9 protein-coding genes and 1 pseudogene are annotated in these 16,148 nt (G+C 41.5%); 8 read left to right on the top strand and 2 right to left on the bottom strand.

The window, feature by feature from the left end:
• Window positions 1-52: 52 nt before the first annotated feature.
• A pseudogene (locus RM368_RS14990) lies at window positions 53-310 on the bottom strand (ribonucleoside-triphosphate reductase, adenosylcobalamin-dependent); the annotation flags it as partial.
• 474 nt (window positions 311-784) lie between these two features.
• Here RM368_RS14990 and tilS point away from each other — a divergent pair.
• Genes tilS through RM368_RS15005 form a run of 3 tightly spaced genes read left to right on the top strand, consistent with a single transcriptional unit; the run spans window position 785 to window position 2,501 of the window.
• A complete protein-coding gene (gene tilS / locus RM368_RS14995) occupies window positions 785-1,783 on the top strand; it encodes a tRNA lysidine(34) synthetase TilS (protein WP_322694784.1) in 999 nt (332 codons plus the stop codon).
• Between the two features lie 30 nt (window positions 1,784-1,813).
• Window positions 1,814-2,113, top strand: coding sequence for a type II toxin-antitoxin system HigB family toxin (locus RM368_RS15000; RefSeq protein WP_322694785.1), 300 nt, complete (start codon window positions 1,814-1,816; stop codon window positions 2,111-2,113).
• A complete protein-coding gene (locus tag RM368_RS15005; RefSeq protein WP_322694786.1) occupies window positions 2,097-2,501 on the top strand; it encodes a hypothetical protein in 405 nt (134 codons plus the stop codon). The genes RM368_RS15000 and RM368_RS15005 overlap by 17 nt, the downstream gene beginning before the upstream one ends.
• A 72-nt stretch (window positions 2,502-2,573) precedes the next feature.
• On the opposite strand, the gene hmpF is transcribed toward RM368_RS15005, so the two are convergent.
• Complete coding sequence (hmpF, locus tag RM368_RS15010; protein WP_322694787.1) at window positions 2,574-4,337, bottom strand: pilus motility taxis protein HmpF; 1,764 nt, start codon at window positions 4,335-4,337, stop codon at window positions 2,574-2,576.
• 385 nt (window positions 4,338-4,722) lie between these two features.
• Here hmpF and RM368_RS15015 point away from each other — a divergent pair, with 385 nt between their 5' ends.
• The 5 genes from RM368_RS15015 to RM368_RS15035 all read left to right on the top strand — a co-directional run bounded on the left by RM368_RS15015 (window position 4,723) and on the right by RM368_RS15035 (window position 15,968).
• On the top strand, window positions 4,723-5,901 hold the full coding sequence (locus RM368_RS15015; protein ID WP_322694788.1) for a response regulator: 1,179 nt from the start codon (window positions 4,723-4,725) through the stop codon (window positions 5,899-5,901).
• Window positions 5,902-6,149: 248 nt separating this feature from the next.
• Window positions 6,150-6,515 carry a response regulator transcription factor gene (locus RM368_RS15020; protein ID WP_069073698.1) on the top strand — a complete coding sequence of 122 codons (366 nt, stop codon included), beginning with the start codon at window positions 6,150-6,152 and terminating at the stop codon, window positions 6,513-6,515.
• 13 nt (window positions 6,516-6,528) lie between these two features.
• Window positions 6,529-7,059, top strand: coding sequence for a chemotaxis protein CheW (locus RM368_RS15025; protein WP_322662863.1), 531 nt, complete (start codon window positions 6,529-6,531; stop codon window positions 7,057-7,059).
• A gap of 14 nt (window positions 7,060-7,073) precedes the next feature.
• Complete coding sequence (locus tag RM368_RS15030) at window positions 7,074-10,010, top strand: methyl-accepting chemotaxis protein (protein ID WP_322694789.1); 2,937 nt, start codon at window positions 7,074-7,076, stop codon at window positions 10,008-10,010.
• Between the two features lie 189 nt (window positions 10,011-10,199).
• Window positions 10,200-15,968 (top strand): response regulator, encoded by a 5,769-nt coding sequence (locus RM368_RS15035; RefSeq protein ID WP_322694790.1) that lies wholly within the window; start codon window positions 10,200-10,202, stop codon window positions 15,966-15,968.
• The last annotated feature ends 180 nt before the right edge of the window (window positions 15,969-16,148 follow it).

Consider the following 16,148-nt stretch of genomic DNA (forward strand, 5'->3'; position numbering starts at 1 on the left):
GATTTTGCTGAAAAGTTTTTCCTGTAACCAGTTTCGACTCAACGAATCACACACCACCAACCCATAGCCAGCGCCCACTAGGCATAGCTTTCAAGTTGCGCTGCATCTTATCCAGTGTGGCAGCTTCTTCTTGAGTTAGCTTTCCCAACTCGACTAAGCCGAGTATAGTGCGATCGCATACCTCATCCCATGTTTCCCTAAGTCCCGCCTTTGTACGGCGGCTATAGGTTCTAAAAAATACGGGATTAGCAGCCGGTGCAGTTTCTGGAAACTTTGCACTCTGGCGTGTTCTTTCGAGATTCTGAACCATATATAAAGCGTCTTGCGTTGTTGTTGCGTGCGGACAGATTATGACTATACGCCAAGTAGTTTGAGTATTAAAGATTGTCAAATTGTCCACTTTACGCTAGCTCTATCCGGCACTAATTACAACAGAAATTTATGATGTATAATGTCCCTCACCCTTGGATGGGAAAAATATACTTGGTTATAGTTAACACCATTATTTTTAAGTAAATTATCTCTATCGCCTCATCTTCAGTCCGATTATCATTACTCAGCATGGGCTAAACGCTCCGCTACCGCTAACTGTACTCAGGATCTCTTCATTACTTTCCCACAACTAAGTAAGTTGGCACAATAAAACCAAACTATGTGAAGAAAGATAAACTAGACTAAAACCCTTTTTCCTCGTGCTTCCTGCCTTATCCCAACAACAAATTTTTACGCCGAGCTACTTAGCAGTGATAGTTAAATAAGTTGCAGTTATAAGTCAAATCCAAAAATGGTATGGACTCCCTTACATGCAAAAATCCATCGCACAATCAGATCGCGCCACTTATTTGAGCGCAACCAACGGTTATTAATCGCTGTTTCCGGCGGACAAGATTCTCTGTGTTTAATAAAATTACTTTTAGATTTACAATCCAAATGGGGATGGGATTTAGGTATTGCTCATTGCGATCATCGCTGGCGTTCTGACTCCGAAGCTAATGCTAACCACGTCGAAAACTTAGCTAAAACTTGGGGTATATCTTTTTATTTAGAAACAGCGAACAAACCGATAAATAGTGAAGCTGCTGCACGCGATTGGCGCTATCAAGTTTTAAGTGCGATCGCTCAGGCCAATAATTATCAATATATAGTTACAGGACACACGAAGAGCGATCGCGCCGAAACTCTCCTCTACAATTTAATTCGCGGTACTGGTGCTGATGGTTTGCAAGCCCTAACTTGGCAACGCCCTGTAACTACAGGCATTGTGTTAGTACGTCCACTTTTAGAAATTACTCGGATACAAACAGAGCAATTTTGTCAAGAATTTAAATTGCCAATTTGGGAAGATTCCACCAATCAAAATTTGCAATATGCCCGCAATCGCATTCGCCAAGAATTATTACCATATTTGCGAGATAATTTCAACCCCCAAGTAGAATCAGCCTTAGCCCAAACAGCAGAACTTTTACAAGCGGAAGTGGAATATTTGGAAAAAGCTGCCCAGCAGTTGCGGGAAAAGGCTATGGAAACGGGCATTGGGGATGAAGAAGATTCCCTTACTCTTCTTTCCTTACGGTTAAATCGTCGGGTATTACAGAAAGCACCATTGGCATTGCAACGTCGGGTGATGCGTCAGGTATTGCAGCAAATACTGACTGATGCGCCCAGTTTTGAACACATTGAAAAATTAACGGCTTTAATTATAGCGCCCAACCGATCGCAAACCGATCCATTTCCCGGTGGTGCGATCGCTCAAGTAGAAGGCGACTGGATCTGTTTTAAATAGTTATTTTAAGTCTTTTTGTTATCAGGGACGATGCATATTATTAGTTTTATAATCTTAAGAGAATATGCAGAAACCCATGCAGATTGTCAGGAAGCATTAAGCAATTGGTATAAGGTTGCTACTAAAGCGAAATGGTCAAATTTAGTTGAAGTAGAGCAAATTTTTATTAAAGCTGAAGCTGTTGGTAACTTTACAGTGTTCAATATTAAAGGAAATAAATATCGCTTGATTGTTAGTATACATTATGAAGGGCAGTTAATTTATATTAAATATATCCTCACTCATGCGGAATATGATAGGGAAAATTGGAAAGATGACCCTTACTTTTAATCCAGATAAATACAAGGAATTATTAACAGCTTATCTTCCCAAGCTAATAAAAAGTGAAGTTGAAAATGAGCAAGCTTTAAAGATAGTAGAAGATTTAATGCAACGGGAACGCACCCCAGAAGAAGACGAACTTTATCAGTTATTAATTACTTTAATTGAAAAGTTTGAACAGGAATATTATCAGCCAATCCAGCAGAGTAATCCTGCATCTATATTGTTATTTTTTTTAGAGGAATCTGAGAGAAGTAGAGATGATTTAGTAGCGGTTTTAGGGACAGAAGATTTAGTTGATGATATTTTAAGTGGACAACAGAAGATAAATACAGAACAAGCACGTAAATTAGGAGAGTTTTTTCATATAGAATCTAGTTTATTTATGGAATACTAACTAAGAATTTAGTTAGTACTTGGGCTTTAGCATGACTAAAGCCCCTTGTTCTTACCAAAGCTCCAGAACTTATTAAGACGCCAGTAATTCCGGCTGAGGCATTAAACTCTGAAGAGTATGACGCAACTGAGCGATCGCTTGGACTTGATAATCACCAGTTTCCTGGAATTGATCTAAAGATTCTGCAATTCCTTGCAGCTTTTGCCGTAATCCATCTAGAGAATCTTGAATTGGTTGTAGTGCTTCTTGATAAAGATTCACTCGACCAGATAATTCAGCGGTTGTTCTTCGTAGGGATAGCAAATTCTCCTCGATCGCTTTCAGTTCTTGGCGCTTTTCATCAAGATCGTGAGTTTGATTGTCAATCATTCCCTGATTTAGCTCAATACCAGAACGAATCTGCTCAATTTCACGTTCCAGTTTTTGGATTTCCTGTGAATATTGTTGTCGCTGGGTTTCAATTTGTAACAGAATCGGTTCTAAATTAATTTTGTTGTTAGTTTCTTCTTCTTCAGTAACAGTATGCCCTTGCCGCCGTAGTAGTACAGCTTGATGTTGCTTGAGAAACTTCTGGTGCTGTAGCATATTGCGGCGTTGCCCCACCAAACTGGAATTTAGCATCTGATAAAGGTCTTTTTCATCAGTTAGTTCTAGTTCCAAATTGATGTGGTCACGATCAGATGCTTGATTTAATTTAGTTTGGAGTTCTTCTATAGCTTCTTGTTTATATTTCAGTTCTTGTTCTTGATCGTGAACAAAGCTAGCGTCGATTTCTAACTTATGCTGCAAGTCTTGCACTATCTTTTGTAGTTCTTCTAAAGGCATTTTATCCAAAGCCTCCACATCAGCTTGCTTGCCAAGAACTACATCACCAGATGTTACCGCTAAAGAGTGCATCTGTTGATATAACTCTTCAGTGTTTCGTAACTGCTCTTTGACGATCCGAACATATTCTTGCTTACTGGTAAGGTCTGCTGTATTTATTTGCAATTGTGCTGTTTGCTGAACTAGAGAATTTTGCGCTTCTTGTAATGCATTTTGGCGATCGCTAAAAGTTTGTGATAAACGCTCAACTTCTTCTTTTTGTTGTGCGATCGCACTTTTATGCTCCTCCAGTTTTTGCCAATGCGGGGTCAGAGTCGCTTGCTGCTTTTCGACCAATTCAAAGGCTAAATGCAGGTGTTCTCTAACTTTTTCCGTAGGAGTAACACGACTAGACAAGCGATCGAGTAACTCACTCATTACTCGACTTTGCTCCTCATCCAAAACCGTCCCTTGTTGAAAATCCGCTTGGCGTTCTTCCAGGCGACGCTGCTCACCCCGTAAATGCTCCCAAGCGCCTTCCAACTCTTGGCGGTTGCGCTCAATTTCTCCTTGTAATCGTTCAATTTCCTGGCGGGAGGTGTCAACTTCCTGTTTTTGCTCCTCTAGATGTTGTACCTCATCCTCCAATTGCTGTAACTGTTCTGCTCTTACCTCCATGTCCATTTCACGGCGATTCAACTCTTGCGCCTGAAATGTTAGTGACTGTTTCCACTGATCGATCTCATCTTCTTTGAGCTTAAATTTCTCCAACTGGCGAGAAAAATTCTGCAAAATGTTGACGAGTGGACGCCCTGCTTCTTGAATCCGCTGCACTTGACGATTCGGATTCAATTCAGCCAATACCAAAGCACCATCATTTAATTTGCTTGCGTCCTCAGCGGCAATCACCTCTTCCGACACAGTACTCCAATTCTGGTCAGTTCGCTGACAAGCTAGCAGTTTCAGTTCGGTTTTGCCACCGCCACTGAGTAAACCACCTTTCTGTTTTTGTACTTCTGCTAAATACAGCACACCGTTAGTCCTTTATTGATGCACTTAAACTTCGTGTTTTGAGATATACCTTAAATAATTCTGTTAACTTGTCTCACTGAACTAAGGTTTAGAAGAACAAGACAGACAAAACTATAGACGCAAGATGTTACGTCTTGATACTTATAGAAGCGATCTGGTCGCGCCTTTATATTTTGTACTGATGACAGTGATGATGACTTCCGTGTTAACACTAGCTTTGTCAAAGTGTATTACGAAAGATAAAGGTTTATAGTTTAATGTATTCCCTAATGAAAATCAGACATAGAGTAAAAATCTTTTCAATACTCCATAATCAATACTTAAAGAATAAGTCATAATTCACGATTCAGAATTCAGCAATACTTAAGGAGTACTTTTTAGATAAATGCAGGGAAATTTAAATGAAATTGATATTTGCAGTATCCTGCAATTGATTGAATTAGGACAGCGAACTGGGCAACTATGGGTGGAAGCTTATAGCTCTCACCATAACAACAAACTGGGTGGAGATGGAGTAAACATTTATCGCTCTAAACAACAGTCTTGGTTCGTTTTTTTCCTGAATGGCCAAATTATCTATTGCCAAGAAGGCGAGAGTAGTTTATCCAGAATTAGCGATTATTTACGTCATTATCGAGTTGAGATGCGACTCACCGACAAACACATTGCCACCCTACCACCAACCGATGCGCCAGAGTATGCCTATCTTTGGGCGCTTATGGAGCGGAATATCATCAACCCTAAGATAGCTGGTAGTATCATTTACGGTTTGGTGCATGAAACTCTCTTTGATTTGCTGAGTTTACGCCAAGGTAACTTCATTTTCCATCAGGGTGCAGCACTTGCCCCGCAATTAAATACTTATGAAATTGCTCCATTGGTGACAAAAATCACCAAGCAGCTGCAACAGTGGAAGCAACTCTATCCACACATTCAGTCTCCAGAACAATTGCCAGTGCTATCTGACAAAGTTCAACTACAATCTTCTTTACCAGAAGCAACCGTGAATAAGTTACAACATTGGGCTGATGGTAAAACATCCTTGCGACAACTAGCTCGCCATCTCAACCGAGACATTTTGACAGTCGCTAAGGCAATATATCCTTATGTGCAACAAAGTTGGCTACAGCTAGTATACTCAGAGACTAATCACCCAGATACACACACGGATAACTGGGAATTGAAAGAAAAACCGATGGGGCGGATAGTATGTATTGACGATGCGATCGCCATCGGTGAGACTATAAATTCCATCTTACAACCACAAGGTTATGAAGCGATCGCTCTCACCAATCCTTTAGAGGCACTGAGTCTGGTTTTTCAACTCAAACCAGATTTAATTTTATGCGACATTGCTATGTCGGAATTGGAAGGATACGAGGTTTGTGCCATGCTGCGACATTCAACAGCATTTCGGCTCACACCGATTATCATGCTTACTGGGAAAGATGGGTTTATGGATAGAGTCAAAGCTAGGATGGTCGGGGCAACAGATTATTTGACAAAACCGTTTACAGATACTGAGTTACTGATGCTCGTAGAAAAATATATCAACAACCAATGAAAATTGGGCATGGGGCATGGGGCATTGATTATCTCTCTCACCTATGGAGCATATAAAGAGATCAAAGATTTGTTGATCTACTAAAAGATGAGTTAAAAGATGTTATCACAGAGTCAGTTAACTGAGTGAAACGTCAATCTCCGAGAAAATAGTGAAAACATAAAATTAATTTATACAGTTAATACTTGCGGAGGAATCAGGGAATGTTCCAATTAGGAACGTCTAAATCAGGAGGTAAATAGACACTTATGAGTACAGTTCTGATTGTGGAAGACAGTATAGCGCAAAGGGAGATGATTACAGACCTCCTGAAAGCAACTGGCCTAACAGTTACCCATGCTAGTGATGGATTAGAAGCATTAGAGGCAATTCAAATAGCACCTCCAGATTTAGTGGTATTAGATATTGTCATGCCCCGAATGAACGGCTACGAAGTTTGTCGGCGGTTAAAATCCGATCCAAAAACCCAAAATGTCCCAGTGGTTATGTGTTCTTCCAAAGGCGAAGAATTCGATCGCTATTGGGGTATGAAGCAGGGTGCAGATGCTTACATAGCCAAACCGTTTCAACCAACCGAGTTGGTAGGAACAGTCAAACAACTGCTGCGAGGATAAGGATAAAAACAACATGGTCAGCAAACCGGACTTTTTAAGTGGCGGCGGTCAAGACCACTTTCGACCAGAATTACAAGTAGAAAGTCCTGAAGGTGAGTTACATTTGAGGTTTTACATTCCCTCGCATCAGGAGTTTGCACTACAAGCAACTGGCATCCGAGAGGTAATTGAACTAAGTCCTGATAGAATCACCCCGATTCCTAATGCTTCTCCTTTACTTTTGGGTACTCTAAATTTACGAGGTCGAGTTATTTGGGTGGCCGATTTGGGTCAATTTCTGGGAGAAGCAGGTGCATTAAACACGGATAGAGCTGAAATTTCGGTGATTGCCATTGAAGAGCAAGACACAATAGTGGGTTTAGCAGTAGAGGAAATCGGTGGTATGGACTGGTTGGATGTCCAGAATCTCATGCCACCAACTAGTGTTCCAGATACGATGGCTCCCTTTTTACGTGGAGAGTGGTCATTAGGTGCTAAAAATAATCAGTGTCTACGATTGCTCGATCAAATGGCAATTGTACGAAGTGCTAGGTGGGCAGGATGAAATTGGAGGAGGAAATGGCAGCAAGTATTGATAATTACGAGCCAACATATCAACAGGCGATGACCGCCTATGTTCAAAGAAATTATGAGGTTGCGGCCACTTTAGTTGACCAAGTGGTGCAAAATTTACCAGACGACCCCAATACCCATTTGTTGAGGGGTCACATCTACTATGTTTTACAGCACTATGATGTAGCAAAAGAAGAATATCAACAAGTGTTAGGCTTGACTAACGATCGAGAAATTATTGGTTTTGCCAAGAATGGAATTGACAATATCAATCAATATTTAGAGTCATTTAGTGGACAGATCGATCCATCAGAAAGTCAAGAGGAAATAAACTCTTCAGAGATATCCGATCCACTGGCATATAACGAATCAGAATTAGAAGATTTAAGCCCTAATCAAGAGTTTGACAGCGACAACCTTGATTTGAACTTTTTTGGAGAGCATCAAGAAAGTATGAATGGCGTTGAAGATACATCTTCAAAAAGTCCATTTGAACTGCCCACAGAAGATAGTATTGGAACAGAAAAAATATCAGATTCTTCTATAGCTTTTGGTGATGACCCTTTTGCCATGAATGAAGAATCACAGGAACAAGAGTCAAATAAAAACTGGGAGGAGAACACAGAATTAGAGTTGCCTGCTTTTTGGCAGGAAAGTATATCAGAAGATATTTCTGAAGAATCATTAGCAAATAGTCAATTCTCAGATAATGGGATAAATTCTCCTTACGGAAATTCAACTATTGATAATAATAACTCTTCATCTTCTAATTCACAAACTGATAATAACGAGAATAATTTTCCTGATTTGTTGAGTGAGCCAAAGTCTCCATCTCAGAGTATGGGAAATTTAGAATATAAAAAATCTAGTTTTGGAGACGAAACTTTACTGATTGTTGCAGAAGAACCAATCAATGATTCGCCAACAACAAATAACTTGGAATACGGCAGTCAAAATCACTTTTATGAAACCGAATCTCATAGCTGGTTAACACCAAATAAAGTTGAAGCAAAATCAGATTTTCAGCCGAATTTACCCGATAACGAATCATCTTTTAATAGTAATTTACCTCGAAAAGAAAAGCAGTTTAAATCAGGTGAATTCATCGGTAAAAATAGCTTCGATGATGAAAATTTTGATATGGAAGCATTTGAGTCTGCCTTTGGCTCAGATGGTTTAAACTCTTATGAAGACTCAAGCAATATACTGAATGGAGAAAATTCTAAGAGCAATATCGAGTTTTTAGATGACTTTGAGGAATTTGATGATTTAGGCAATATTCCAGGGTTTGACCTGATCGAAGGAGATTCTAACTTCGGTAATGTCGCCATGCATTCTGCTCCATCAGAAACTAGTGACACTGGACGACCTCAAGTAGCAGAGGCTTTTGCAAGTAATTCAGCCGATCGCGAAGAAGAACTATTCTCAATGACTGGTTCCCATGAAGCCGTTCCAGTCTTTAGCCAAACAGATATCTCGAAACTAGAACCCAACGTCAGCATCGAGCAGGGATGGTTAGCACCATTAGAAAATGCCTCCATCGAACGCAAACAATGGCTAATTGCTGGAAGTGTGGGCATTGTTTCAGCGCTGGTTGTAGCTACAGTTAGCTTTGTCGCCACCACATTTTCGCCACCCCAACAACGAGAATCAGTACGAAACACAGGTTGGGCAATGTCATTGGCAGCCGGGATTGCAGGTTTTGCGACCGCAGGCTTTATGGGGAATCTGGCGCTGAAACAAATTCGGCGCACAACTGATGACCTCCAAGCTCAATTTGAGGCTGTACGTCAAGGAAATCTGAATGCTCAAGCCACAGTGTTTTCCGAAGATGAATTGGGGCATTTAGCCACTGGCTTTAATGAAATGGCGCGGGTAATTTTCACAACCACAAGTGAAGCCCAACGCAAAGCCGATGAACAAGAGGAAGCCAAAGAAAATCTGCAACGTCAGGTGATTCGGCTCTTGGATGATGTAGAAGGAGCTGCTAGAGGCGATTTAACAGTCCAAGCGGAAGTGACAGCCGACGTACTAGGAGCCGTAGCTGATGCCTTTAACCTGACAATTCAAAACTTGCGGGATATCGTTCAACAGGTAAAAGTGGCGGCGAAGGATGTGACAAAAGGTGCAACTAACTCCGAAACCTTTGCTAGAGCTTTATCTAGTGATGCTTTGCGGCAAGCAGAAGAGTTAGCGGTGACGCTGAATTCTGTACAGGTGATGACCGACTCGATTCAGCGGGTAGCAGAGGCGGCGCGGGAAGCCGAAACCGTTGCTCGTGATGCTAGTACGATCGCTCTCAAAGGTGGCGAAGCAGTAGAAAATACCGTAGCAGGGATTTTAGAAATTCGAGAAACCGTTGCCGAAACCACCCGGAAAGTGAAGCGGTTGGCGGAATCTTCCCAAGAAATTTCTAAAATTGTGGCGTTGATTTCTCAAATTGCTTCCAGAACAAACTTGTTAGCACTCAATGCTAGTATTGAGGCGGCAAGAGCCGGAGAAGCCGGACGCGGGTTTGCTATCGTTGCAGATGAAGTGCGCCAGCTAGCAGATAAATCTGCTAAATCTTTGAAGGAAATTGAACAAATTGTGATGCAAATCCAAAGCGAAACAGGCTCTGTAATGACCGCGATGGAAGAAGGCACACAACAAGTAATTAAAGGTACAAAATTGGCAGAAGATGCCAAGCGATCGCTCGAAAATATTATTCAAGTAGCGAATCGCATCGATATTCTTGTGCGATCTATTACCAGCGACACTGTGGAACAAACGGAAACCTCCCGCGCTGTTGCTCATGTAATGCAATCAGTAGAACTGACCGCCCAAGAAACTTCCCAAGAAGCACAGCGAGTTTCAGGTGCCCTACAACACTTAGTAGGTGTATCTCGTGACTTGATCGCCTCCGTTGAACGTTTCCGAGTGGAAACTATGGAAACCAGGTAAAAAAGTTAGGAGTTAGGAGTGAGGAGTTAGAAATAAAAATCACAACTCACAACTTGGAAAAAAGTTAGGAGTTAGGAGTGAGGAGTTAGAAATAAAAATTACAACTCATAACTGATAACCCATAACTCATAACTCATAACTCATAACTCATAACTCATAACTCATAACTCACAACTCATAACTTTTGCTATGCTGCCGGAACAACAACAGCGGATTTTGGGTTACTTTATCGAAGAAGCCAGGGATCACCTGAATACCATTGAGCAGGGCTTGCTGAATTTAGAAGGTACCCTGAACGACCCGGAAATGATCAGTGAGGTCTTTCGGGCGGCTCACTCCATCAAAGGAGGAGCGGCGATGCTTGGATTGACTAGCATCCAGCATACCTCCCACCGTCTGGAAGATTGTTTCAAAATTCTTAAAGATAATCCGGTTCAGATTGACCAAAAGTTAGAGTCTTTATTTCTTGGTGTCTCTGATACCCTAAAATCGCTTTTAGAGCATTTGAGTGGGCCTTATGGTCTTTCTGAAGATGCAGCTAATACTTTAATGTCAGAAACTGAGCCAGTCTTTCAATGGCTGTATCAGCATCTGGAACTACTTGTAGAACAAGCAAAGAGTGGAGTAGCCAGCAGTTCTGACGCAACAGAACTTACAACCTCTATAGAGAATGTCTCCACACTTACAGAAATTTTCATGCGGCGAGATATTCCCGATCTGGCAGAATACACTCATCAGGAATCTTCAGACTCGGTAGCACCCCAAGAGGCGCTAGCGCCAGTCACCGCTAAAGAAAATAATAACTGGAGCGAGTTTCAAGCCCAAGTGCTGCAAACACTACGGGAAATGTTGCAATTATTTAAGCAAACTACAACACCTTCAACTCGGCAAAACCTCCAGCAATGCTGTCACCAGTTAGTCAAACTTGGTGAAACTTGGAATTTGCCCAACTGGTGTGGTTTGTGTCAAGCAGCAGCCAGTGCGATCGGCAATCCCGAAAATACTTATCTGACTTTAGCTAAAATTGTCATTACCGAAATCAAACAAGCTCAAGAATTAGTTCTGCAAGATAGAGAAGCCGAAATTGCAATTAGTCAGCAACTAGAAGCACTTTTAAACTTTGCAGAAATTGAGTTATTAGAAATAACCCCTGATTTATTTGATGAACAATCTCCGGTTCTGACAGAATCAGAGCCAATTCTATCTGATGACACCAAGGTGTTAGCCCAGACAACTGAAGAACTGAATCTAGACAAAGATAGTAGCGATAGCTACGCCAACGTCTTTGACGAACGCCCCTCCCTTCAGTTACAAGGAATACCACTAAACGAAAGTAGAAACACTAGTCTTACTTTCACCACACATGACGAAGCACACCCAATCAGTAACAATCTCGATCCCAATGGTCCAGAGGTAGGAATAGCTGAGTTAAATACCCTTGCCGATTTATTTGACGGTGAGACTCCTGAACTAGATGAAAGCTGGCATCAAGAAGAAACCTTAGATATTGTTACTATCGATGACTTTGGAATTGATTTAAGCAGCACTGAGGCTGAAGACGCTCATAACGATTTATCTGACTTACTCTCCTTTAATGAGGATATAAACAACGCACTACACCCAACAACCACCGCTAAAACAGAAGATTTATCCTTGTTATTTGGCGACCATTTCCTAGAAAAAGATAATTCAGAACCGCAAAATCAACAAACATCTGCTACGCCTTTAGAGTTGAGCGATATTAACGAATTTGAGATAAATTTAGACTCATCTTCTTCCGAAATTTTACAAGAGTTTATTGATATTTCTAGTGATACAAACCAGACTAATAGCGAGATTGACCAAAATAGTGTAGTCGAAGATTTATTGACACTGGGGTTAGATGATGATGAACTATTGCCAATAGACGAAGTTACTCAACCAGAAACTGAGCCGTTCGCCAGTGTGGAACTATCTACTAACCAAGAAAATAATTTTGATAACTTATTCTTAGAAACTAAAAATGCAAATTGGGTAGAAGAAATTACGCCTAGTGACTACATAGAATTACCCCAGTCAACAGACTTGTCTTTGGACAACTTGTTTGCTGAAATGGAAGAACAGCCACAACTATCGACAAGTGAACCAGAAATCAGTGATTTATTTGATACGCCTCCAGTAACAGAACCTGAGTTTTCTCAATCAGAAAACGATCTGAGCAACTTCTGGAACCAGGAAACCACAGAGGAAAAGGACGAATTCGATTCCTTAATTGAGCAGAATGTGGAAAGGGCGTTAGATGAAAGTTTGTTTACTGCAGCGGCTGATGACATTTTTGCTGATAATCAGCAGTCCATACCTTCCCCTATAGCCAATTTTGATATAGAAGAAGATTTTGATATCAATTTCCAGCATCAAGAACAGCTAGATTTGATATTATCATCAGACTCTGGAGATAATTTATTTGATGAATTAACATCAAGTAACTTAACTATTTCTCCTATAATCAACGATACCTCCACGCCTGAAACTACTTTGTTCGCGCAGCATCCTGGAGAAGAAATTCTCAGCCTACAACAACCAGAATCTTTAGATTTTGTTCCAGAATTTACTCATGGAAGTCCAGATATATCTGCTGTCGATCTGGAAGTTAATTCATTAGGCTCTTTTGAGGATAATCCGCAACTGCTGTTTGAAGATGTCGCAACAAATGAATTGACCTATATTCAGATGGAAACCACAGAGAATACTGTGGATAAACTATCAGAAACTATTAATTTTGGGGAAACTTCAGATTCAGTATTATCCGAAGCACAGCTAGGTGATTTGTTCGGCTCTGAAGATGTCAGGACAAATGAATTGACCTATATTCAGATGGACACCCCAGAGAATACTGTGGATGAACTATCAGAAACTATTAGTTTTGGAGAAACTTCAGATTCAGCATTATCCGAAGCACAGCCAGGTGAATTGTTCGGCTCCCTCGATGAAAATTCACAACTGCTGTTTGAAGATGTCGCAACAAATGAATTGACTTATATTCAAATGGACACCACAGAGAATCCTGTGGATGAACTATCAGAAACTATTAGTTTTGGAGAAACTTCAGATTCAGCATTATCCGAAGCACAGCCAGGTGAATTGTTCGGCTCCCTCGATGAAAATTCACAACTGCTGTTTGAAGATGTCGCAACAAATGAATTGACTTATATTCAAATGGACACCACAGAGAATCCTGTGGATGAACTATCAGAAACTATTAGTTTTGGAGAAACTTCAGATTCAGCATTATCCGAAGCACAGCCAGGTGAATTGTTCGGCTCCCTCGATGAAAATTCACAACTGCTGTTTGAAGATGTCGCAACAAATGAATTGACTTATATTCAAATGGACACCACAGAGAATCCTGTGGATGAACTATCAGAAACTATTAGTTTTGGAGAAACTTCAGATTCAGTATTATCCGAAGCACAGCCAGGTGATTTGTTCGACTCTGAAGATGTCGCAACAAATGAATTGACCTATATTCAAATGGAAACCACAGAGAATACTGTGGATGAGCTATCAGAAACTATTAATTTTGGAGAAACTTCAGATTCAGTCCAGACAAGCCCAGAAGTTTTACAGACTGAGGAAAATAATAATTTAGAAATTCCCTTTGATACAAGAGAAAACACAGTTGTTGAAAATAATTTATTGTTTACAGAAACCACTGAAATAGTTGCTCAAGAAGATGAATTTGCAGACTTGGCAGCATTATTAGAAGAGGACGTAGCACCTATCCCTAAAGCTAAGAAGATACCAGAAGTAGATTTTGCTGCCTTGGAAGACTTGCTAAGTACAGATAACAACAACGATGTCTACGATGGTCTACGCCAACGCCAGCCCTTCAACACTCAACCAGTCTCAGCTAAAAATGCTACTCCATCACCAGCCATAAAAGATGAATTTGGTGACTTAGAAAAATTGCTAGCAGAAGCGAATCAAACAATATCCCATTCTACTGTAGTAAAATCGAACACCAGCCAAGCTACCCGTCCGTCTACTCGTCGGGCTGCGAGATTTGAAGAAACGATGAAGGTTCCAGTTAAACAACTGGACGATATGAGTAATTTAGTTGGAGAATTGGTGGTAAACCGCAATACCTTAGAGCAGGATCATGAACGACTGCGACAGTCATTAGATAACTTGCTAATTCAGGTACAACAACTCTCAGATGTAGGCGCAAGGATGCAGGAGTTGTACGAGCGATCGCTACTGGAAGCATCTCTGTTAGCGGGACGCAAAAAGAAAGACTCCGGCTTACAAGACCCTGATTCCAATGCCGATAGGGGTTTTAGCGAACTCGAAATGGATCGTTTTACTCCCTTCCACACACTCTCACAGCAGATGATTGAGCGGATTGTGCGAGTACGTGAGTCGGCAAGTGACATTGATTTTGTTACCGAAGAAACCGAGCGCGTAGCAAGGCAGTTTCGCCAAGTAACCACCCAGTTACAAGAGGGATTAACTAGAGCGCGAATGGTGCCTTTTGCTCAAACTATCGATCGCTGGCGGCGAGGAGTGCGCGACAACGCCATCAAGTGTGGCAAACAAGTAGAGTTGGTGATCGAAGGTGGCGATACCTTAATTGACAAGATGATTTTGGATCATCTGACCGATCCGTTGACTCACATGCTGAATAATGCGATCGCTCACGGTATTGAAACACCAGAACAGAGGCAAACTGCTGGTAAACCACCTGCGGGAATCATTACTATCCGTGCCTTCCACCAAGGCAACCAAACGATCATATCTGTAGGCGATGATGGCGCAGGTATCGATTCTGCAAAGGTTAAAGCTAAAGCGGTGAAGATTGGCATGATTACAGAAGCGCAGGCAAAAGCGATGTCTCGCCTGGAAGTCTACGATCTACTGTTCCAGTCTGGTTTTACGATTAAAGATCAAGCCGATGAAATTTCTGGTCGTGGTGTGGGTATGGACGTGGTGCGCTCCGAAATTAGCGAAATTCGGGGAACAGTTAACACCGATTCTGCGATCGGCAAAGGAACCACCTTCACCATTCGTTTACCACTGACTCTAAGTATTTGTAAAGCTCTCTGCTGCGTCTCCGATCGCTCCAGGATCGCCTTCCCAATGGATGGTGTAGAAGATACGCTAGATATTCCAGTCAAAAATATTCAGCATGATGCCAATGGGCAATCATTTATTTCCTGGCGCGATACGGTGCTACCATTCCGACCCCTGAAGGAACTTTTAACCTTCAATCGCCAAATCAGTCGCGGTAATGTCTATGGCGGTACTAGAGATGATGATATGGTTTCTGTAGTTGTGGTGCGATCGGCAAATACCCTGATTGCTCTACAGATTGACTTGGTGTTAAGCGAACAAGAAATTGTAATTAAGCAATTTGAAGGCCCAGCACCTAAACCCATTGGTGTAGCTGGTGCTACAGTCCTGGGTGATGGTCGGATTATGCCGATTGCTGATGTACTGGAAATAATTGACATCTTCCAGGGACGGATTTCTACACAAGCTGGTGGCAATTCTTGGCAACAAAAACTCACTCCTCCAGAGACCTCTCCCGCGAAGATTGACCCGACAGTGCTGATTGTCGATGACTCAATTACAGTTCGAGAATTACTATCCCTAACATTTAACAAAGCTGGTTATCGCGTAGAACAGGCGCGTGACGGTCAGGAAGCTTGGGATAAACTCCGCTCCGGTCTGCCTTGCGATATCGTATTTTGCGATATTGAAATGCCCCGTTGCGACGGTCTGGAATTACTCTCTCGCATCCAGAAAGACTCTAACCTCAACCACTTACCGATCGCAATGCTCACCTCGCGCGGTGCAGACAAGCACAGACAAATTGCCGCTCAACTCGGTGCCAGTGGCTACTTTACCAAGCCCTATCTCGAAGAAGCTCTACTTGAAGCCGCAGCGCGGATGCTCAAAGGAGAGAAACTCGTTAGCTAAATCAACCAAAAGACTTTGATTTTAGGGAAAACTCTACACGCTTCTACCTCGATCAAAACTAATACTATTTTTTTATAGTACAATTGTTCTATAAACAAAAATAGCACGTTTAGCCCCGTCAGAAGCCGGGGCTTTCTTTTTGAAAACAATTAGAGTGTATACCCCAAATCTCAATACTTG

The organism is Nostoc sp. DedSLP03, assembly GCF_034530815.1.
Lineage (GTDB): Bacteria > Cyanobacteriota > Cyanobacteriia > Cyanobacteriales > Nostocaceae > Nostoc.